The sequence below is a fragment of the Cellulomonas sp. A375-1 genome, assembly GCF_001040865.1.
GTDB classification, from domain to species: Bacteria; Actinomycetota; Actinomycetes; order Actinomycetales; family Cellulomonadaceae; genus Cellulomonas; species Cellulomonas gelida.
Map to the genome: position 1 here is coordinate 73,086 of NZ_LFKW01000116.1, position 19,056 is coordinate 92,141.

At 74.6% G+C, this 19,056-nt stretch carries 20 protein-coding genes and 1 riboswitch; of the genes, 8 read left to right on the plus strand and 12 right to left on the minus strand.

Going from position 1 to position 19,056, the window contains the following annotated elements; all coding sequences use genetic code 11:
- Together CWIS_RS12255 and CWIS_RS12260 are read right to left on the minus strand one after the other, a co-directional pair.
- On the minus strand, window positions 1–396 hold a 396-nt coding region (locus CWIS_RS12255), incomplete at its 3' end, for an AAA family ATPase (protein ID WP_048343616.1).
- Between the two features lie 32 nt (window positions 397–428).
- Window positions 429–1,493 (minus strand): DMT family transporter, encoded by a 1,065-nt coding sequence (locus CWIS_RS12260; RefSeq protein WP_231583842.1) that lies wholly within the window; start codon window positions 1,491–1,493, stop codon window positions 429–431.
- Window positions 1,494–1,532: 39 nt separating this feature from the next.
- Between CWIS_RS12260 and CWIS_RS12265 the strand changes: the two genes are divergently transcribed.
- The 4 genes from CWIS_RS12265 (at window position 1,533) to CWIS_RS12280 (ending at window position 5,118) form a co-directional block, all read left to right on the plus strand.
- Complete coding sequence (locus CWIS_RS12265; protein WP_048343569.1) at window positions 1,533–2,057, plus strand: MarR family winged helix-turn-helix transcriptional regulator; 525 nt, start codon at window positions 1,533–1,535, stop codon at window positions 2,055–2,057.
- Window positions 2,058–2,279: 222 nt separating this feature from the next.
- Window positions 2,280–2,370, plus strand: a riboswitch (ZMP/ZTP riboswitch).
- Between the two features lie 76 nt (window positions 2,371–2,446).
- Window positions 2,447–3,730, plus strand: coding sequence for a serine hydroxymethyltransferase (gene glyA / locus CWIS_RS12270; RefSeq protein WP_048343570.1), 1,284 nt, complete (start codon window positions 2,447–2,449; stop codon window positions 3,728–3,730).
- 11 nt (window positions 3,731–3,741) lie between these two features.
- Window positions 3,742–4,626 (plus strand): bifunctional methylenetetrahydrofolate dehydrogenase/methenyltetrahydrofolate cyclohydrolase, encoded by an 885-nt coding sequence (locus CWIS_RS12275; RefSeq protein WP_048343571.1) that lies wholly within the window; start codon window positions 3,742–3,744, stop codon window positions 4,624–4,626.
- Between the two features lie 108 nt (window positions 4,627–4,734).
- On the plus strand, window positions 4,735–5,118 hold the full coding sequence (locus CWIS_RS12280; protein ID WP_048343572.1) for a hypothetical protein: 384 nt from the start codon (window positions 4,735–4,737) through the stop codon (window positions 5,116–5,118).
- 4 nt (window positions 5,119–5,122) lie between these two features.
- Here CWIS_RS12280 and CWIS_RS12285 read toward each other — a convergent pair whose 3' ends face one another.
- Complete coding sequence (locus CWIS_RS12285; RefSeq protein ID WP_048343573.1) at window positions 5,123–5,971, minus strand: M15 family metallopeptidase; 849 nt, start codon at window positions 5,969–5,971, stop codon at window positions 5,123–5,125.
- A 244-nt stretch (window positions 5,972–6,215) separates the two neighbouring features.
- Here CWIS_RS12285 and CWIS_RS12290 point away from each other — a divergent pair, with 244 nt between their 5' ends.
- From CWIS_RS12290 to CWIS_RS12300, 3 genes are all read left to right on the plus strand, one after another.
- Window positions 6,216–7,028, plus strand: a complete 813-nt coding sequence (locus tag CWIS_RS12290) for an exodeoxyribonuclease III (RefSeq protein WP_048343574.1) — start codon at window positions 6,216–6,218, stop codon at window positions 7,026–7,028.
- A gap of 70 nt (window positions 7,029–7,098) precedes the next feature.
- Complete coding sequence (locus CWIS_RS12295) at window positions 7,099–7,530, plus strand: GntR family transcriptional regulator (protein ID WP_082156429.1); 432 nt, start codon at window positions 7,099–7,101, stop codon at window positions 7,528–7,530.
- The gene (locus CWIS_RS12300) at window positions 7,527–8,510 is read left to right on the plus strand and encodes a hypothetical protein (protein ID WP_141371776.1); all 984 of its coding nucleotides are present in this window, start codon (window positions 7,527–7,529) and stop codon (window positions 8,508–8,510) included. Before CWIS_RS12295 ends, CWIS_RS12300 begins: the two co-directional genes overlap by 4 nt.
- A 3-nt stretch (window positions 8,511–8,513) precedes the next feature.
- On the opposite strand, the gene CWIS_RS12305 is transcribed toward CWIS_RS12300, so the two are convergent.
- Entirely contained in the window at window positions 8,514–9,824 is a 1,311-nt protein-coding gene (locus CWIS_RS12305; protein ID WP_048343576.1) for an MFS transporter, read from the minus strand.
- A 54-nt stretch (window positions 9,825–9,878) separates the two neighbouring features.
- Between CWIS_RS12305 and CWIS_RS12310 the strand changes: the two genes are divergently transcribed.
- Window positions 9,879–10,481 (plus strand): transcriptional regulator, encoded by a 603-nt coding sequence (locus tag CWIS_RS12310; RefSeq protein WP_048343577.1) that lies wholly within the window; start codon window positions 9,879–9,881, stop codon window positions 10,479–10,481.
- Between the two features lie 19 nt (window positions 10,482–10,500).
- Here CWIS_RS12310 and CWIS_RS12315 read toward each other — a convergent pair whose 3' ends face one another.
- From CWIS_RS12315 to CWIS_RS19505, 8 genes are all read right to left on the minus strand, one after another.
- Complete coding sequence (locus CWIS_RS12315; RefSeq protein ID WP_082156430.1) at window positions 10,501–12,414, minus strand: FtsX-like permease family protein; 1,914 nt, start codon at window positions 12,412–12,414, stop codon at window positions 10,501–10,503.
- On the minus strand, window positions 12,411–13,154 hold the full coding sequence (locus tag CWIS_RS12320) for an ABC transporter ATP-binding protein (RefSeq protein WP_048343579.1): 744 nt from the start codon (window positions 13,152–13,154) through the stop codon (window positions 12,411–12,413). Before CWIS_RS12320 ends, CWIS_RS12315 begins: the two co-directional genes overlap by 4 nt.
- 119 nt (window positions 13,155–13,273) lie before the next feature.
- A complete protein-coding gene (locus CWIS_RS12325) occupies window positions 13,274–13,936 on the minus strand; it encodes a response regulator transcription factor (protein ID WP_082156434.1) in 663 nt (220 codons plus the stop codon).
- A gap of 65 nt (window positions 13,937–14,001) precedes the next feature.
- Window positions 14,002–15,285, minus strand: coding sequence for a sensor histidine kinase (locus CWIS_RS12330; protein WP_048343580.1), 1,284 nt, complete (start codon window positions 15,283–15,285; stop codon window positions 14,002–14,004).
- Between the two features lie 86 nt (window positions 15,286–15,371).
- Window positions 15,372–16,559, minus strand: coding sequence for a galactokinase (gene galK / locus CWIS_RS12335; RefSeq protein WP_048343581.1), 1,188 nt, complete (start codon window positions 16,557–16,559; stop codon window positions 15,372–15,374).
- Window positions 16,556–17,734, minus strand: coding sequence for a galactose-1-phosphate uridylyltransferase (gene galT, locus CWIS_RS12340; protein ID WP_048343582.1), 1,179 nt, complete (start codon window positions 17,732–17,734; stop codon window positions 16,556–16,558). Before galT ends, galK begins: the two co-directional genes overlap by 4 nt.
- Window positions 17,731–18,612, minus strand: a complete 882-nt coding sequence (locus CWIS_RS12345) for a DeoR/GlpR family DNA-binding transcription regulator (RefSeq protein WP_082156431.1) — start codon at window positions 18,610–18,612, stop codon at window positions 17,731–17,733. The genes galT and CWIS_RS12345 overlap by 4 nt, the downstream gene beginning before the upstream one ends.
- 82 nt (window positions 18,613–18,694) lie before the next feature.
- Window positions 18,695–19,056, minus strand: a 362-nt coding sequence (locus tag CWIS_RS19505; protein ID WP_231583845.1) for a P-loop NTPase, incomplete at its 5' end; no start/stop codon positions are given.

Here is a 19,056-nt window from a genome sequence, read left to right on the forward strand (position 1 = left end):
CAGGCGCCATGCCCGCGCGCCGGGGTCGGCGGCGTCGCCCTCGATGCGCCGACGCAGCTCGTCGGGCGACGCGTGCAGCGTCACGTGGCGGACGTCGTGCCCGCGTGCGGCGAGCCCGCCGAGCACCTCGTCGGCGTGGCCGGGGTCCAGCAGCGTCATCGGCACGACGAGCACGCCGTCGGGCCGCGCGCGGCGTGAGGCCGCGCGCACCGTGCCACGCCGCCACGCGCGCAGGTCCTGGTAGTCGCTCGTGCCGGTGGCCCGCCCGAGCGTGCGGCGCAGCCACCACCCCAGCGCCTCGGGGTCGTGCGTCCGTGTCCCCGGATGCTGCGCGACGAGCTCGGCCGCGCACGTCGTCTTGCCGACGCCGAAGGGTCCGTTGAGCCAGAGGATCACGCAGGCGAGGCTAGTGGTCGCCCGCGCGGTGGTCAGCGGGAGCCGGTCGCGGACCCGACCCGCGCGCGTCCGGACACGGACTGGTCGGGCGTGGCTACGTCGAGTGCAGCCACGTCGAGAGCTGGTGCGTCGGGAGCGGGCGCGCCGAGGGCCGGAGCATCGAGGGTGGGAGCACCGACGCCGCGGCGGCTGTCGTCGGGCAGGGCGCCCACGGCACGGGCGAGGCCGCGGGCCGCGCGCGCTCGGTGGGAGAGTGCGGGGTGGCCGAGTGTGACGCCAGCGAGAACGACGAGTGCGCCGACAGCCTGCTGGGCGGACAGCCGCTCACCGCCGACGAGCAGTCCCAGGGCCAGGCCGGTCACGGGGTTGAGCAGGCCGACGAGCCCGACGGTCCCGGCAGGCAGGTGGCGCAAGCCGGCGAACCAGGCGAGGTAGGCGAGCGCGGTCGCGGCGAGCGAGAGGAAGGCGAGTCCGCCCCAGGCGGGCGCGTCGAGCGCCGGGGGAGCGCCCTCGACGACGAACGCGGCGACCAGAAGCGTGAGTCCGCCCGCGACGAGCTGCCACGCGGTCGAGGACAGGACGTCGACCGCGTCGTCGCGCCAGCGCTGCGCGAGCACGAAGCCGACGCTCGACATGAGCATCGCGGTCACCGACGCGACGAGGCCGCGCGCGTCGAGCGTCCCGGCGCCCGTCAGGACCATCGCGGCGACCCCGACGAGGCCGAGCACGCCGCCCGCGACCGCGGGCAGCGCCGGTCGCTGGGCGACCAGCGCCCAGGCGATGAGCATCATGACCAGGGGTGAGGTCGCCATGACCGTCGCGGCGATGCTCGTCGGCAGGAGCTGGGCGGCGACGTAGACGAGGACGAAGAACGCGCCCATGTTGAGCGTGCCGAGCACGAGCGAGCGCCACCACCACGAGCCGTGCGGCAGGCGGCGGGCGACGAGCAGGAGGATCAGGCCGGCAGGCAGCGCGCGCAGCGCCGAGCCCCACAGCGGGGAGTCGGCCGGCAGCAGGTGCCGGGTCACGTAGTAGCTCGCGCCCCACGTGATCGGGGCGAAGGCGGTGACGAGCATCCAGCGGAGATTTCCTTCCATGGAAGACAATCTACCTTCCGCGGAAGATATGGTCGAGCGGTGTCCTCCCCGAACCACGACCGGCCCGACCGGCTCGACCAGATCCAAGCGGCCTGGCGCCGCGAGCGACCCGACCTGGACCCGAGCCCTCAGGGCGTGATCGGGCGGCTGCACCGCGTCGCCGGGCACCTCACCGACGAGCTCGTCGCGGTCTACCGGCAGCACGGCCTGAGCGAGGGCGACTTCGACGTGCTCGCGACGTTGCGCCGCGCGGGATCGCCCTACGAGCGCACGGCAGGCGATCTCGCCTCGCACACGCTCGTCACGAGCGGCGGCATGACCAAGCGCATCGACCGGCTCGAGGCGGCGGGCCTGGTCACGAGGCGTGTCTCCGAGTGCGACGCCCGGGCGAGGGTCGTCGCGCTCACCGACGCCGGCAAGACGCTCATCGACGCCGCGTTCACCGACCACCTCGCCAACGAGCACCGCCTGCTCGCCGCGTTGGACCCCGCCGACGTCGAGACCCTGCGCAACATCCTCACCCGCTGGCTCGCCCGCCTGGAAGACCCCCCACCCACCCCCTGACCCGCCACGGCCGGCGACTCCCAGCCGTGTCAGCACCGTCGGTGCAGGGATGAATGCAGGAGCAGTGCGGCTGACGGCGACGAACTCTGCATCGATCGCTGCATCGATCCGCGAGGCGACGGTAAGCCTGCGCGGGCAGACAGGGGTGCGCACGTGCGGGGCGTAGGTGCGGGCGCGTAGGCGTGAAAGGGCTCGTCGTGGGGGTGGGGCGGCTTGCTAGTCTGTGCGCGTCGTGACTGGCGCAACGAGGTGGGTCACCACCGGGGAGCGACGAAGCAGCTGGACCACGGGGTCGGACGCCTGGGCCCTCGGTCGCCTCATCACCGGACCGTCCGCGTGCATGGGCGCCGATCGCGCCCGCACGGCCACCTGCAACAGGAGCTGCCGCAATGAGCGACAACGTGCTGAACCAGAACATCGCCGACCTCGACCCGGAGATCGCCGCCGTCCTCGACGGTGAGCTCGCCCGCCAGCAGGGCACGCTCGAGATGATCGCGAGCGAGAACTTCGTGCCCCTGGCCGTCCTGCAGGCGCAGGGCTCGGTCCTGACGAACAAGTACGCCGAGGGCTACCCGGGCCGCCGCTACTACGGCGGCTGCGAGCAGGTCGACATCGCCGAGACCATCGCGATCGAGCGCGCCAAGTCGCTGTTCGGTGCCGAGTTCGCCAACGTCCAGCCGCACTCCGGCGCGACGGCCAACGCCGCGGTCCTGCACGCGATCGCGCGTCCCGGCGACACGATCCTCGGCCTCGCGCTCGACCAGGGCGGCCACCTCACGCACGGCATGAAGATCAACTTCTCGGGTCGCCTCTACGACGTGGTGGCGTACGGCGTCGACGAGCAGACCTCGCTGGTCGACATGGCCGAGGTCCGCCGCCTCGCGATCGAGCACCAGCCCAAGGTGATCATCGCCGGCTGGTCGGCCTACCCGCGTCAGCTCGACTTCGCGGCATTCCGCGAGATCGCCGACGAGGTCGGCGCCTACCTGTGGGTCGACATGGCGCACTTCGCGGGCCTCGTCGCCGCGGGCGTGCACCCCTCGCCCGTGCCGCACGCGCACGTCGTGTCCTCGACCGTGCACAAGACGATCGGCGGCCCGCGCTCGGGCTTCATCCTGACCAACGACGCGGACCTCGCCAAGAAGATCAACTCGGCGGTCTTCCCGGGTCAGCAGGGTGGCCCGCTCATGCACGTCATCGCCGCCAAGGCGGTCGCCTTCAAGATCGCCGCGACGCCCGAGTTCCGCGACCGCCAGGAGCGCACCGTGCGCGGTGCCGCCATCCTCGCCGAGCGACTCACGCGGGCCGACGTCGCCGAGGCGGGCATCAGCGTCCGCTCGGGCGGCACCGACGTGCACCTCGTGCTCGTCGACCTGCGCAACGCGGCGATCGACGGCAAGCAGGCCGAGGACCTGCTGCACGAGGCAGGCATCACCGTGAACCGCAACGCGGTGCCGAACGACCCGCGGCCCCCGATGGTCACGTCGGGCCTGCGCATCGGCACGCCCGCGCTGGCCACGCGCGGCTTCGGCGACGCCGAGTTCACCGAGGTCGCGGACGTCATCGCCACGGCGCTCGTGCAGGGTGACGCGGCCGACACCGAGGCGCTCAAGGCCCGCGTGGCCGCGCTGACCGCGGCGTTCCCGCTGTACCCGAACCTCCACCAGTACTGAGGGGCACGACGATGACGGCCCAGATCCTCGACGGGACCGCCACCGCGGCCACCATCAAGACCGAGCTCACGCAGCGCGTCGCGGCACTCGCGGCGCGCGGCGTGACGCCCGGGCTCGGCACGCTGCTCGTCGGCGACGACCCGGGCAGCAAGTGGTACGTGGCGGGCAAGCACCGCGACTGCGCCGAGGTCGGCATCTCCTCGATCCAGGAGGAGCTGCCCGCCGACGCGACGCAGGAGGACATCGAGGCCGCCGTCCGGCGGCTCAACGAGAACCCCGCCTGCACCGGCTTCATCGTCCAGCTGCCGCTGCCCCGGGGCATCGACACGCACCGCGTGCTCGAGCTGATCGACCCGGACAAGGACGCGGACGGTCTGCACCCGACGAACCTCGGTCGCCTGGTGCTGCGCGTCAACGAGCCGGTGACGAGCCCGCTGCCGTGCACGCCGCGCGGCATCATCGAGCTCGTCGAGCGGCACGGTGTCGACCTGCGCGGTGCGGACGTCGTGGTCGTCGGGCGCGGCGTGACCGTGGGCCGCTCGATCGGCCTGCTGCTCACGCGGCGCGAGGTCAACGCGACCGTGACGCTCACGCACACCGGCACCGTCGACCTCGCCGAGCACACGCGCAACGCCGACGTGATCGTCGCCGCGGCGGGTGTGCCGGGCATCATCACGGCCGACCTGGTCAAGCCGGGCGCGGTCGTCGTGGACGTCGGGGTGTCGCGGGCGACGGACCCCGAGACCGGCAAGAGCCGCGTCGTCGGGGACGTCGACCCGGGGGTGCGCGAGGTCGCGAGCTGGGTCTCGCCCAACCCGGGCGGGGTCGGGCCGATGACCCGGGCCATGTTGCTGAGCAACGTCGTGGAGACCGCGGAGCGCCTCGCCGCCTCCTGAACGCCGCGACGCAGACGGAGGGTGCGCGCAACGCTTCCGCGCACCCTCCGTCTGCCTCTACGCTGCCGTCAGCGCGGACGCGCCGGCACGACGAGAGGGAGGACCGCGATGACGCGGGACTACGGACCATCCGCCAAGACCCTGGTCTGGGGACTTGGACTGTTCCTGCCGGGCGTCCTGCTCGCGTTCTGGTGGCGTATCGCCCTCGTCGCGAGCACGGATGGGAGCTCGCCGCAGGGGTTCGGGGGCCTGCTCGTCGTGCTCGCGGTCGGCGCGGCCGTCGTCGGGCTGGTCGTGACCTTGCTCGGCGTGTGGCAGCTCGCCACCAACGTGGACATCGCCGCGCGTGCCTCTCGCGACGCGGCGTACGCGGCGGAGACGGCGCAGGCGCGCGCGGACCGTGAGGCAGCTGCCAAGGCGAACGCGCGGGCCCGGCTCAGGGCACAGCTCGCGCAGGAGGCCCAGGGGTCGCAAGGGTCGCAGGAGGGCTGAGTCGTCAGGGCTTCGGGGCGGCCTTCGCCTTGGCCTTGGGCGCCGGCTTCTCGGCGGGCGCGGGCTCGGCCGGGGTCGACGGCTCCTCCGGCTGGGCGCGCAGGACGTCCTGGATCGCCAGGCGCGCGGCGCGGCGCACGTCGGCCCGCGTGAGGTTGCCCTCGGGCAGCGCGGCGGCGATCGCGTCGGCGATGCCCTGCGCGTCGATCGTCGCGTGAGCGGCGGCCTCGGCGTTCGCGCTGGTGCGCCGCAGCAGCGCGTAGGTGTCCTTGCGCTCGAGCTTGGCGTTCCGGTAGGACCACACGGCCTGGGCGATCTCGTCGGCAGTCGGCATGTCCTCGTCCTCGTCTGTCGTGGCTGCGATCGGCGCAGCCTTCCGTGCACGTAGCGTCGCGACGAAGGCCGCCACGTCCGCCTTGGTCGTCCCGTTGGCCAGCTCGAAGTGCATCGCGTCGCGCAGGCCGACAGGGAAGTCCAGCCCCCAGCCGAACAGCCCGCCGGCCTCCTTGAGGATCGCGCGCACCGCGCGGCCCTGGGCGTTGGTGAAGCCCGACGAGTAGCGCTTGCCGGGGTGGTGGCGCTCGAACGGGTGCCGCGCGCCGTTGACGTCGACCGCCGTCCCGCTGATGTGGTTCGACCGGGCGGCGCCCCCGATCTGCTTGTTGAACGCCGCCGAGCGCCAGCCGTTGACCTCGGAGATCGGCTCGACGCGGGCGTGGAACTGCTCCAGGAGCCACCGGAACGCCGTCGAGACGTCGCCGTCGAGCGTGGTGACGCCGTTCGCGTCGCCGCCGACGACGATCCGCACGACGGCCGACTCGCGGGCCTCGGGCCAGCCGTTGAGGGTCGCCACGGGAGCCTCCCGTGCATCGTGGCTCGTTCGTCGAGAGATGGTCGACGTCCGGTGCGGGCCCGCGGGCGGGCTCGTTCGCAGCACTCGTAGGCAAGGTGCGAGCGCCGCAGGTGCTGATACGCACCGCCCGGGGTGAGCCTTCGTCGCGACGGCGGCGGTGGACGACGGGCCGCCGCGCGGGTGCCGTGAGGCAGGATCGTCCGGGCCGCCTGTGCGGCGCACCTGATCGTCGGAGAGGAACGCAGTGCTCACCATCGCGACCGTCAACGTCAACGGCATCCGGGCGGCGTTCCGCCGGGGGATGGGGGACTGGCTCGAGAGCCGGAACCCGGACGTCCTGCTGCTGCAGGAGGTGCGCGCCAGCGACGAGATCCTCGCCGACCACCTGCCCCCGGGCGAGTGGCACCTCGCGCACGAGGAGAGCCAGACCAAGGGCCGGTCGGGCGTCGCGATCGCGACGCGGCTGCCGATGTCCGCGATCCGCATCGGGCTGGGCACCGATGTGCCGGGCGACTCGGGCCGTTGGGTCGAGGCGGACCTCGAGATCGCGTCGCACGACGGCGCACCCCCGCGGACCGTCACGGTGGTCTCGACGTACGTGCACTCCGGGACGCTCGGCACGCCCTCGATGGACGAGAAGCTCGCGTTCCTCGAGGTCGTCACCGCCCGCCTGGCCGAGATATCGGCGGCGGGCGGGTACGCCGTCGTGGCGGGTGACGTGAACATCGCGCACCGCGAGCCCGACATCAAGAACTGGAAGGGCAACCTCAAGAGCGCGGGTTTCCTGCCCGTCGAGCGCGCCTACCTCGACCGCTGGCTCGACGAGCTGGGCTGGCGCGACCTGGGTCGCGAGCTCGGGGGCGAGGGCCCGGGCCCGTTCACGTGGTGGTCCTGGCGCGGGAAGGCGTTCGACAACGACGCCGGCTGGCGCATCGACTACCAGTTCGCGACCCCGGACCTCGCGGACGCGGCCGTGAGTGCGACGGTCGACCGCGCGGCGACGTACGACGCGAGGTTCTCCGACCACGCGCCGCTCGTCGTGGAGTACGACCTGTAGAGCGGCTTGACGCCCGCCATCCGTCAATGTATCAATGTACTGACTCATTGACGGATGGCGGGAGCGTGCCGTGACGGACCTGGCCGACGAGCGCGACGGGCTCGTGGTCGAGCTCGACCTCGCGTCGTCCGTGCCCCCGTTCGAGCAGATCCGGCAGCAGGTCGCCGGCTACGTCGCCGCCGGTCGGCTGGCCACCGGCGCGCGCCTGCCGACGATCCGCGCGTTCGCGGCGGACCTCGGCATCGCCCCGGGGACGGTCGCCCGCGCCTACCGCGAGCTCGAGGCGGCGGGCGTGGTCGTCACGCGGCGTCGCACGGGCACGGTGGTCGCGGCGGACGTCGTGCCCGCCGACGATGCGCCGGGCCGTGCGGCGCGCGAGTTCGTCGCCGCGGCGCACCGCGCGGGTCTGTCCGACGAGGACGCGCTCGCGCTCGTGCGCGGCGCACTCCAGACGTCCCGGCCGCGGGCCGGGGCACGCCTGCTCGAGGGGGAGCTCCCATGATGGTCCCGATCTGGATCGTGGTCCTGCTGCTCGTCGTCCTGATGACGGTGGCGCTCATCGTCCTCATCGTCGTGATGGCCGTGCGTGTGGCGCAGGGGGCCACGCGCACGAGTCCCTACGGCGAGGGCGGTGGCCCGGGGGACGGGGCGCCGCTCGAGTCGGTGCCGACGGCGCTGGACGCCGCGCGGCGACGGGCGACGAGGATCGCCACGCTGGCCTGGGTGGCCGCCGCCGGCGGCGTCGTCCTGGCGCCGGTGCTCGCGGTGGGAGCGATGCGCGTCGACGAGGTCGCCGTGTGGGGCGCGGCGCTGCTCGTCGGGCTCGCCTTCCTCGCGGTGCACGCCGTGGGTGAGGGCACCTGGCCGCGACCGACCGGCACCGCGCGGCGAGCGCCCCTCGTCGTGCGGTCGGTCCGTCAGGTCGCGGCGTCGGGGCCGCGGCGGTTCGTCTGGGCCTGGGCGGCGGCCACCGTCGCGGTCGCCGTGGCGGGTGCGCTCCTCGCTGACGAGTCCGGCCGCGGGATCACGGCGCAGACCGACGAGGCGTGGGGCCGCGCCACGCCGTTCCCGGGCGCGCCGCACGGCATCGGCGCCGTCGTGACGGTCGTGCTCGTGCTCGTGGGCACAGAGGTCGTGCTGCGCCAGATCACGCAGCGACGCGCCGTGCCCGACGTCTCCGTCGCCGACGACCTGGCGCTGCGCCGGTTGGCGGCGCGCCGGGTGGCCGCGGGGAGCCAGGCGGTCGTCGCGGGCGTGCTCGTCGTGCTGCTCGGGGTCGCGGGGTCGGCGATGGAGAACCTCGGCGCGTCGGGGCCAGGGACGCCGCTCGGCGGCTGGGGCGTGGCCGGGAGCGTCACGACGACGGTCGCGCTCGGGGTGGCGCTGGCCGCTCTGGCAGTTGCGGCGATCGGGTCGCTGCGCCCTCAGGTGCGCACGCGCGCTGCCCAGCCTGCCCCGCCGGCGGGAGTGCCGGCGGGCTGAGTCTCAGCGGGGGGCTTCCGCGTCGGGCGTCGGCACCGGCAGGTCGCGCATGCCGAGCAGGGGCGAGACCACCACGGGCAGCACCGACAGCGCGGTGACGGCGGCGGCGACCCAGAGCGTCGGGAGCACGCCGAGCGCGTGCCCCAGCCAGCCGCCGACGAGCCCGCCCAGCGGCATGACGCCCCAGACGATGAACCGCACCGAGGCGTTCATGCGGCCCAGCAGCGCGGGCGGGCACAGGCGCTGACGGAAGCTGACCTGCGCGATGTTGTAGACGAGCACCGCGAAGTTGAGCACGACGCCGCCGACGACCAGCACTACCTGAGGTGACAGCGGCAGGCTCGCCGCGAGCGGCGTGAGCACGGCAGCGGGGACGAACGCGAGCGCCGAGATCGGGATGACGCGGGCCTCGCCGACGCGTCGGCTGATCCGGTCGGCGGTGAACGCGCCGGTCAGACCGCCGACGGCCGCCGCGGAGACGACCGTGCCGTAGGCGGCGGTGTCGAGCTCGAGCGTGCGCAGCGCGAAGATCACCATGACCGCCGCCGAGATGGCGCCGCCGAAGTTGCCGATCGAGGTGGTGGCGACGATCCGCCGCAGGATCGGCTGGTGGACGACGAACCGCAGCCCCTCGGCGATCTCGGTCCGCAGCGGGCGTCGGTCCTCGGGTGACGGCGTGGTCTCGCGGTGCGCGATCCGGCCCACGCCGAACGCCGAGAACAGGTAGGTCACCACGGTGACCGCGATGAGTGCGGGCGCCGCGACGACGCGCAGGAGGGCGCCGCCGAGGGCGGGTGCGGCGACCAGCGCCACGGACTGCGTCGCCTGGAGCTTGGAGTTGCCCTCGACGATGTTCTCGAGGCCGACCAGGCCCGGGACGTAGCTCTGGTGCGACACGTCGAAGAACACGTTCGCGACCGAGATGGCGGCCGCGGCGGCGACGAGCAGCGCGATCGACGCGTGCCCGGTCGCGGCGCTCGCGACGACCACGGCGAGCACGGCGGCGCGCACGAGGTCCGCGACGATCAGGACGCGGCGCTTGCGCATGCGGTCGACCCACGCACCGGCCGGCAGCCCGATGACGAGGAACGCCGCGGTCTCGGCGGCGTTCAACAGTCCCATCTGCCACTCGGTCGCGTGCAGGTGCTCGACCGCGTAGACCGGCAGCACGAGCGCGGTGAGCTGCGCGCCGAGCTGTCCGGTGGCGTCGCCTGCCCACAGCCAGCGGAAGTCGCGGTGGTGGACGAGCGAGCGGCGGCGCGCGGGCGCGGGCGCGGTCTCCTGCGGCGAGGCGGTGGGTGGGGGCGTTGTCACGACGCCAGGATGCGCGAGTGATTGGGAATAGTCAATCAGTGGCAGGATGAGGCCATGGCCTCCGCATCGCACCCGCCCGACCCGCCACCGGGTGCGGCCCAGGGACCCGCAGCCGAGCCACGGCCGGTCGCGCCCGAGGTCCGCGAGGACGCCGATGCGGACGCCCGCGCGCTCGCGTCGTCCCTGCGGATCCGCATCCTGCGGCTGTGCCTCGACGAGTCGCTCACCAACCGCGAGATCGCCCAGCGGCTGGGACGCCACCCGGCCACGGTCCTGCACCACGTGCGCACGCTGGTCGACCGCGGCTTCCTGGTCGCCGAGCCCGCGCGGCGCGGGACCCGCGGCGCGCGCGAGGTGCCGTACCGCGCGACCCGCAAGTCGTGGCGCTCCCCGTCGCAGCCCGGTCAGGCGCGCGTGCTCGTCGACACGTTCCTGCAGGAGCTCGCCCTCGTCGAGGACCTGGACGACCAGCCGATGGTCCGTCTGGGGCTGCGTCTCGACGACGAGGCGGCCCGCGCGCTCGTCGGGCGCCTCGACGCCCTGTTCCAGGAGTACGCCCAGCGCCCGTCCGACCCGGACGGGACGCCGTACTCGCTGTTCTTCTCGATGCACGAGGACGTGCAGCGACGGCGGGAGCCGGGTCCGCCGCCCGGCTGAGGCGACGGACCCGGAGCGCTCACGAGTCGTCTCGCCCTCCCGCGAGCGAGTCCGACCGTTGCGCCCGTGCGACGGTCGCCAGGGTGCACACCACGGGGATCGCGAGCACCGCGGCGGACAGCAGGCCGGTCGTCGCCAGGTCGACAGCGGGCAGCGCCGGTCCGAGCAGCCCGAACGTGGCGCCGAGCACCGCCGGCAGCACGGCCAACGCCCCGATGGTCCACGCGCTCGCACCCGTGACGACCGCCTCCAGGAAGGTCGTGCCGAGCAGCTGGCGCCGGGTGGCGCCGGTCCGGCGCAGGAGCAGCAGCTCGGAGCGGCGCCCGGCCGTCGCGAGCACGACGGCGTTCGCCGCACCGATCCCTGCGAACGCGAGCAGCAGGAGGACGAGCACCGACGAGAGCCGGGTCCCCGCCGCGGACGCGTCGGCTACGGCCTGGACGTAGGCGTCGACGTCCTGCACGAGGAGCCCCGTGCCCGCCAGCGCTCCGACGACCGACTTCGGGGCACGCGTCCCGAGGAGCAGCGCGTCGGGCGTGGTGGTCACGCCGGCCTCCCGCAGGGCCTCGTCGGAGGCGAGCAGCGGTCCGAGCGCGAGGCCGCGATCGTAGACGGCGACGACCCGCGAGGTGTGCACGGTGCCGTCGTGCCGCCACGTGAGGGTGCCGCCGAGGCGCACGCCGAGCTCGAACCGCGCGTCGGTGCTGACCGCGACCGTCCCGGGCTCGGCCAGGTCGGCGAGCGAGCCGTCGACCATCCCCGGGTCGAGCACGTCCGGGCTCGTCGCTGCGGGGAGCACGCGCATGCCGGTCGACTCCCACGACAGCGCCGAGCCGAAGGTCTCGTCCTCCTCGGTACGCACCTGCGCGGGCACAGCGGACAGGGGCGTGACGGTGACGTCGTCGAGCGCGCCGACGGTGGCGACGTCGGCGGGCGTCAGCCCCGCCGGACCGGTGACGACGAGGTCGGCGCCGACGGCCTGCGTGAGCTGCTGGTCGGTGGCGAGCGTGACCGCCTGGTTGACGCTCGTCTGCACGGTGCCGACCGCGAGCATGAGCGCGAGCGGCACGACGACGGTCGTCAGGCGGCGCGAGAACCCGCGGACGTTGGCGAGCGCGAGCCGGGTCGTGGCACTGGTGCGGCCGCCGCTGCCCAGCCCGGACACGCGGTCGAACGTCCAGGCCACGAGCACGGGGCCGGCGAGCGCGGCTGCGGCGACGAGCAGGAAGGCCGAGGTCGCAGCGGTCGCGGCCCCCATCGTCCCGGGGATCAGGACCGGGGTGCACGCGACCACGACGCCGCCGAGAGCCAGCACGAGCGCGGCCGTGCGGCGCACCCGGCCGACCTCACGCGACTCGACGCGGCTGTCGCCGACGGCGGCCGTCGGTGACAGCCGCAGGGACTCGCGCGCGGCGATCCGCGCGGCACCCAGCGCGGTGGGGACGAGCAGCAGCGTCGCACCGAGCAGCGGGAGCGGTGCGAGCAGCGCGTCGACGTGCGGCACGACGAACCCCGCGTCCTCGAGCACGGGCCTCAGGAACCACGCGAGCGCGATCCCGGCCGTCGCACCCACCGGGGCGGCGACGAGCGTGACGGTCAGCACCTCACCGTCCACCAGGCGCCGCACCTGACGACCGGTCGCGCCGACCGCACGCAGCAGCGCGAGCTCGCGACGCCGCTGGCGCAGCGCGAGCGTCACGGTGGCCGCGACGACGAGCACGACGAGCGAGAGCGCGGTGCCCGCGAACGACGTCGACAGCGCGACCAGCTCGAACCCGTGCGCGTCGTCCGCACCCGCGGACAGCCCCGCGACCAGGAGCCAGCCGGTCATGGACAGCAGCGCGGCCGCGAGGCCGAGCACGAGGGAGGTGGCGACCATGCTGCCGCGGTGGGCGCGCACCCCGCGCCGGGCGAGGAACCACATGCCGGTCATCGCCCCAGCTCCAGCATGCGCGCGTTGACGCGCTCGGCGGTCGGAGCCTCGAGGACGTCCGCGATGACCCCGTCCGCGATGAACAGCACGCGCTCGGCCGTGGCGGCCACGCGGCTGTCGTGCGTCACGAGCACGACCGTCTGCCCGAGCGAGGCCGCCGTGTCCCGTAGCAGCTCGAGCACCTGGGCGCCGCTGCGCGAGTCGAGGGCGCCGGTGGGCTCGTCGGCGAACACGACGTCGGGCCGGGTGAACAGCGCACGCGCGATCGCGACGCGCTGGGCCTGCCCTCCCGACAGGTGGCCCGGCAGCCGGTCCTCGAGCCCGGCCAGCCCGAGCGCGGCCAGCAGCTGAGCCTGCCAGCGCTGGTCCGGCGCGCGGCCGGCGAGCAGCACCGGCAGTGCGATGTTCTCGGCGACCGTCAGGTGACCGATGAGGTTGTACGACTGGAAGACGAAGCCGATCCGGTCGCGGCGGAACCGCGTCAGCGCGTCGGGGGGCAGACCCGTGAGGTCCTGCCCGCCGACCGCGACGCGCCCGCTCGTCGGGACGTCGAGGCCCGCGGCGCAGTTCAGCAGCGTGGACTTGCCCGAGCCGGACTGCCCCATGACGGCGGTCAGGGACCCGGCGGGCAGCGCGATCGAGACGCCGCGCAGCGCGTGCACGTCCGTGGCGCCGTGGTAGGTCTTGTGGACGTCGGTGAGCTGGACCGAGACGTCGGTCCTCGTGGTGGTGGTGGTCATCGTGGGCTCCTCGTCCTGCGTGATGTCGCCCTCACGCTAGGAACCGGGAGCCCACCGTCACGAGCCTCCGACGACGGCACTGCGAGGCTTGCATCCTTCGATGCAAGCGCCCGCGGACGTCAGCCGCCGAGCTCGACGATGCCGTTCTGGTACGCCCAGACGACGGCCTGCAGCCGCGACCGCACCCCGAGCTTCGGCATCGCCCGGGCCAGGTGTGACTTCACGGTCGAGACCTCGACGACGAGCGTCGCGGCGATCTCCTCGTTGGACATCCCTTGGGCGAGCAGGAGCAGGATGTCCAGCTCGCGCGGCGTGAGGAGCTCGGTCGCCCGCGCTGCGGTGACCGGCTGCGTCCGCCGCCGCGTGACCACCTCGCGGAGCACGCGCTTGGTCAGCGCGTTGGCGAGCATGCCCTGTCCGGCGGCGACCGATCGCACCGCGTCGACGAGCACCGCGGGCTCGGCGTCCTTGAGCAGGAACCCCGACGCGCCCGCCTCGAGCGCGCCGAACAGGTACTCGTCGACGTCGAACGTCGTGAGGATCAGCACGGGCACGGGGTCCTCGACGTCCGGTCCGCACAGCTCGCGCGTCGCGGTGATGCCGTCCGTGCCGGGCATGCGGATGTCCATGCACACGACGTCCGGGCGCAGCGACCGGGCGAGCTCGACGGCGGTCGCACCGTCGGCGGCCTGCCCGACGACCGTGATGTCCGGCTCGGTGTCGAGCATCGTGGAGAGCCCGGTGCGCACGAGCGCCTGGTCGTCGGCCACGACCACGCGGATCGTGGCCGTCGGGCCGGTCGCGCCGAGGTCGGACGTGAGCACGGTGCGCGCGGCGATCGGGTCGGTCACGGGGCGTCGCCCTCCGGGGTCGTCGTCAGGTCGGCGGACGGTGCGGCGAACGGCACCGTGAGGCGGACCTGCCAGCCGCCGTCGCCCGTCGGACCGTACCGGAGGCGCGCGCCGGTGACCTCGGCGCGTTCGCGCATCCCGACGAGCCCGTAGCCCGGGTCGTGCCGAGGTGGCTCCTGGTCCTGCGGCGGCGGGCCGTTGCGGACCGTCACCTCGAGGCGGTCGTCGGTCCGCGCGTCGAGGTGCACCTCGCACGGTGCCCCGGGGGCGTGCCGGCCGGCGTTCGCGAGGGACTCCTGGACGGTCCGGTAGACGACGAGCTGGGCGAGCGGCCCGAGCGCGCCCGAGGCGGCGAGCTCGTCGAGGGGGCCCTCGCGCCGCAGCGTCACGTCGAGACCCTGTCCATGCGCGGTCGCGACGAGCTCGGCGACGCCCGTGAGCGTCTCCATCCGCACGACGCCCGCCTGCTCGGCCGGTGCGTCGTCGTCGCGCAGCAGCACGACGAGGTTGCGCAGGTCCCGCAGCATGGCGGTGCTCTGCTCGCGGACCTGCGCCACCGCGACCTTCGCACCGGCCGGGTCGACGTCGATCTGGCGGCCGATCGCGCCGCTCATCACGGCGATGCCCGACAGGTGGTGCGCGGCGATGTCGTGCAGCTCGCGGGCCATCGCGGTGCGCTCGCGCTCGACGGCGACCCGCACGAGAGCGTCGTGCTCGCGGGCGCGCGCGGCCAGCGAGTCGGCCTGGGCCGCGCGGGCCTCGCGCCGCGCCCCTACGAACGTCGCGACGAGCACGGGCAGGCCGACGGTCCCCGCCGCCTGCACCAGACCGCCGGTGATCGCGATCGCGACCTCGGTCCCGATGCGCAGCTCGCTCCAGACGACTCCGGCGGCCACGAGCAGCCCGGCGGCCACGAGTGCGGGCACGGTGCGCGACTGCCTCCCGTGCAGCGCGACCTCGTAGGCGGCCACGAGGACGGCCACCAGGCACACGCCGATCCCCTCGCCGAGACCCGCCAGCGCGGGGACGCCGACCGCGACCGCGACGAGCACGCGTGCGTCCGCGTGCGGCCGCGACGCGAGCGCCACCGCCTGCAGGAGCACGACCACGACCGCCCACCACCACAGCGGCGTGCCCAGCGCGGGCATGCCCACGACTCCCGCCGGGTCCGCGGCGTGCAGCATCGCCGCCACCACGAGCAGCACCACGGCGATCGCCGCGCACGCCGCCGGGACGGCGAGACGCGCGGGGCGCGGACGGCGGTGAGCGGGGTCGGTCACGGAGTCACGATAGGGGCGCGTGCCGCCCCGGACACCTGCCGCGCGGGGCGAGACGCCGGCCGCACACGGCGAGCAACGGCCGTGCGTCAGGCCACGAACGCCGGCGGGCGGAGCCCCGCGTCGCGGAACGCGGCGTCCACCGCGTCCGCCACGGCCTCGACCGACCCGGCCTCGACGAGCGCGATCGCCGAGCCGCCGAAGCCGCCGCCGGTCATGCGCGCGCCGAGCGCGCCCGCCGCCCGGGCGGCCTCGACCGCGACGTCGAGCTCGCGGCACGAGACCTCGTAGTCGTCGCGCAACGAGGCGTGTGAGGCGTCGAGCAGGGGACCGACGTCGCGCAGGCGGCCCGCGTCGAGCAGCGCGACGAACTCCTGCACGCGCGTGATCTCCGTGAGCACGTGCCGCACCCGGTGCATCCGCACGCCACCCTCGGGGGTGCCGTCGTCGAGGGTCGCCAGCGCGCTCGCGGCCCGCGCGGGTGAGTCCGTCAGCTCCCGCAACGTGGGAACGCCGAGCAGGGCGGCTGCCTCCTCGCACGTCGCACGCCGGGCCGCGTACTGACCGTCGACGAGTGCGTGCTCGGCCCGGGTGTCGATGACGAGCAGCGCGAGGCCCTCGGACGCGGGGTCGAACGGGACGTGCCGCACCGACTGGTCGCGGCAGTCGAGGAGCAGCGCGTGGCCGGGGACGGTGCGCAGCGCCGCCGCCTGGTCCATGCCGCCCGTGGGCGCGCCTGCGATCTCGTTCTCGGCGCGCACGCAGTCCGCGGCGAGGGCGGCGCGGTCCTGGGCGAGCGCACCGACCGCGTCGAGTGCGAGCGCGACCGAGCAGGACAGCGCCGCTGACGACGACAGCCCCGAGCCGACGGGCACGCACGAGTCGACCGCGACGTCGAAGCCGGGCACGGCCAGCCCGCGCTCGCGCAGCGCCCACGCGACCCCGACGACGTACGCGGTCCAGCCCTCGACGGTGCCGGGCGCGACGCCCGCGAGCTCGACGGTCACCGCGTCCGTCGGGTCCCACGCCGAGACGAGCCGCGCGGTGTCGTCGTCCCGGCGCCGCAGCGCCGCGTACGTGCGGTGCGCGAGCGGGACGGGCAGGCACAGCCCGCCGTTGTAGTCGGTGTGCTCGCCGATGAGGTTGACCCGGCCGGGCGCGGACCACACGCCGTCGGGCGCCGTGCCGTACGACGCGGTGAACGCGTCCGTCGCGCGGTCCCGCCCGGTCGCCTCGTCCCAGGCGTGCACCCAGGTCGTCGCGCGACCCGCCGTCACGCGATCTCCTGCAGCCGACGCGCGATGCGCTCGGGCGTGGTGTCGCAGACCCACGCGGCGACCCCGGACTCGACTCCTGCGAGGTACTTGAGCTTGCCGGGCGCACGCAGCACCGAGAACAGCTGCAGCGACAGACGCCAGTCCTCGCGGCCCTGCCGCGCGGGCGCCTGGTGCCAGCCCGAGACGTACGGCAGCGGGATCGCGGTCTCGTCGTCGACGAAGTACAGGTCGAGCCGCCGCAGCAGCTCGAGGTAGGTCGTCGCGAGGTCGGCGCGCTCGTCGTCGGTCAGCGCCGGCAGGTCCGGCACGTCGCGGCGCGGCACGAGGTGCACCTCGACGGGCCAGCGCGCCGCGAACGGCACGTACGCGACCCAGTGCTCGGACTCGAGGACCACGCGCGTGCCGTGGCGCAGCTCGGCGTCCAGCACGTCGCGGCCCAGGAGCCGGCCCGTGCGCGCGCGGTGCTCCTGCGCGGTCGCGAGCATCGTCGCGGTGCGCGGCGCGAGGTACGGCAGCGCGTAGATCTGCCCGTGCGGGTGGTGCAGCGTGACGCCGATCTCCTTGCCGCGGTTCTCGAACGCGAACACCTGCTCGACGCCCTCGGTCGCGTTCAACGCCTCGGTGCGGTGCACCCACGCCTCGATGATCGTGCGCATGCGTCGCGGGCTCACGGTGCGCAGCGACGCGGTCGCGTCCGACGAGAAGCACACGACCTCGCAGCGGCCCGCGGCCGCCCGGGTCTGCCAGAGCGTCTCGTCGTCCAGGAACGTGACGTCGTCGGACGCGCCCGGCACGCGCAGGAGCGAGGGGAAGCGGTTCTCGAACACGACGACGTCGTAGTCCTCGGCCGGGATCTCGCCGTCCTGGTACGCCGCGCCCGGCTTGGCGGGGGCCAGCGGGTTGGCGTCCGCGGGCGGCAGGAACGTGCGGTTCATCCGCTGCGCGGCCATCGCGACCCACTCGCCGGTCAGCGGGTCGCGGCGCAGCTCCGGGCCGGCCGGCAGGTGGCCGTCGGCGTCGGGCGCGAAGCGGTCGGGGAGCGGGCGAGGGTCGTCGAGCCGTCGCGTCGCCGTGCCCGAGACGTAGGGCTCGGAGTCGTCGAAGTAGAGCAGCTCGCGGCCGTCCGCGAGGCGTGTGGAGGTCACGCGCACGCGCGCGCTCGTGTCGAGGCTCATGCCGGGTGCTCCTGGGTGGCGGGGCGGAGGTCTGCCGTGTTGCCGGGTGCTGCTGTGTCGTCGGGTGTCGTGGCATCGGGCGCCGTGTCGTCGGGTGAGGACGCGGCCGCGACCGTCTGCAGGCGGTCGGTGAGCAGGCGGCGGGCGGCGGCGGGAGCCTCGTCGTCCATCACGACGAGGTCCACCTCGTCGAGGTCGGCGATCTTCGCGAGCCCGACGACGCCCCACTTGGTGTGGTCGGCCAGGACGGTCGTGGCGGCGGCGCGGCCCATGAGCGCGCGGTCGGTCGCGGCCTCCGCGAGGTTGGGCGTGGTGAGGCCGGACTCGTCGAGGCCGTGCACGCCGAGGAACGCGCGGTCGACCCGCAGCAGCCCGAGCGACGCGTCCGCCACGCGTCCGACGAGCGCGTCGGACGGCGTGCGCACGCCGCCCGTCAGCACGACCTCGAGCCCGTGCGGCGCGACCGCCCGGTGCAGCGCGTCGGCGATCCGCAGGCCGTTGGTGACGACGGTGAACGGCCGCAGGCCCGCGTCCTGCGCGATGAGCTCGGCGAGCCGGTAGGTGGTCGACCCCGCGGAGAGTGCGACCGTCTGGCCGGGCTCGAGATCGGCGTGCGCGGCGTGCGCGATCGCGGCCTTCTGCGGGCCGCTGTGCTCGACCTTGACGTCGAAGCCGGGCTCGTCGGACGCGCGCGTCCCCTCGGGGGCGACCGCTCCGCCGTGCACGCGGCGCACGAGCCCGGCGCGCGCGAGCTCGGCGATGTCGCGCCGGATCGTCATGTCGGAGACGCCGAGCTCGACGACGAGGTCGGAGACGCGTGCGGCGCCGTGCTCGCGCACGGCCGCGAGGATCAGCTCTTGTCGTTGAGTCGCCAGCACTCGAACATCGTCGCACATGACCCAACAGAAACAAACAGGACTGCGGTCCCGGGGTGGTGCGCGTCGAGCGAGCGCCCGGGCGTCAGCGGCCCGCGGGGGACAGGCCGAGCGAACGGCCCGCCAGGCCGCGCCGACGCTCGCCGAGCGACCGCGCGATCTGCAGCAGGGCCGCGGCGGCGGGGGAGTCCGGGTCGCTCAGGACGACGGGCGTGCCCTCGTCGCCGCCCTCGCGCAGCGCGACGTCGAGCGGGATCTGACCCAGCAGGGGCACGTCACCGCCCGTGAGCTCGGTGAGCCGCTGCGCGACGCGCGTCCCGCCGCCCGAGCCGAACAGCTCGAGCCGGGAGCCGTCGGCCTGCTCGAGCCACGACATGTTCTCGACCACGCCGACGATCTGCTGGCGGGTCTGCACCGCGACCGAGCCGGCCCGCTCGGCGACCTCGG